The sequence below is a fragment of the Streptomyces sp. NPDC058880 genome (assembly GCF_042742535.1).
GTDB lineage: Bacteria > Actinomycetota > Actinomycetes > Streptomycetales > Streptomycetaceae > Streptomyces.
Map to the genome: position 1 here is coordinate 1 of NZ_JBHYMC010000143.1, position 1,158 is coordinate 1,158.

Annotated in this window: 1 protein-coding gene; it reads right to left on the reverse strand. The window is 71.3% G+C overall.

Annotated features, from left to right (window positions below; all coding sequences use genetic code 11):
• Window positions 1-49: 49 nt before the first annotated feature.
• Window positions 50-769: an IS4 family transposase gene (locus ACFW2G_RS33095; protein WP_384585677.1), complete on the reverse strand. Its 720-nt coding sequence runs from the start codon at window positions 767-769 to the stop codon at window positions 50-52.
• Between the last annotated feature and the right edge of the window lie 389 nt (window positions 770-1,158).

The window sequence follows — 1,158 nt, forward strand, 5'->3', positions numbered from 1 at the left end:
CAGCCCACGTCAGGGCAGACAGAAGCACCCCCGGCGCGCGCCACGGGATTTACCACGCCCCCGGCGCGCACCGAAGGTGCGCTGGATCGCTGACCAGCAGATCCGCGCCCGCCGCGGTGAAGGCGTGAGCGAACTCGACCGACCAGAAGCCACGGTCGGCGATGATCAGGTCGCCGGTGCCGGTGGAGCCGGCCAGCGGGTAGGCGAGGCTGCGCTCGCCGTCGCGGTAGCCGCCGAGGCGAGCGTCGAGGACTCCGTGCGTTCCGATTTCGGCGAGGACCACCGCTCTGACCTGGGGGAATCCGAAGGGGACGCCGCCGGTGGTGGAGGGGCCGTCGAAGGTGTCGCCATTGCTCGTCGAATCCGGAAGATCGAACTGGGTGCCGTCCAGGGCGAGGAGCCGCAGCCCTCGCCACCATGCGCCCGGCGTGGCCGGGGTGGCGAGCGAGCCGGCCACCTGGCGGAACACAGTCTCCAGCACGTCCTCCCCGAGGCGGGCGCGAGCCCGACACAACGACGACCGGTTCACCCGCGCGAGGGCCCGGCTGCCCGGGATGCCGCTGGTCAGCACTCGCAGCACCTCCTCGTACGACTCCCGGGCGAACAGGCACAGGGCCAGGACGAAGTACACGACCAGCCTCGCTGGCAGGAGTCGGCGGCGCCGCTCGGCCCGGTCGTGCTTGGCTATCGCCGCGTCCACCAGCTCAGCGGTGAACACCTTCGTCAGAATCCCGATCCGTACCCGTCGGCCCGCGCCCCACCCCGTCACACGCGGGGCAACGATCCCCGCAACTCAAAGGCAACTGCATTGGCCGGCGAAGGCCCCCGGCACCCGCGGCGGTCAGCGATGTCCGTGACCCAGACCCCGGTCCGGCGGCTGCTGGCACAGGTGCGCAGGCTGCTCGTACGCCGTCCCGCTCCGACCGCCGGTGCCGGCCTTCCTGCCGTGGGGGACAGCGGCCTGCGCGGCCGCGGAAAGGGCGGCCAGGCCCCATACCCGCTGAGGCATAAAACGACTCGGCGGCCACTCCTCCCCTGTGGAGTGGCGGCCCTAAGTCGCCGTTCAGACCGCGTTTGAGATCTCCCGTAGCCTGCTTCCAGTGGAGCGTGAGGAGGGGAAGTGGGTTACTGGCGTGGGCCTTGCTCTCAGCGGGGGCT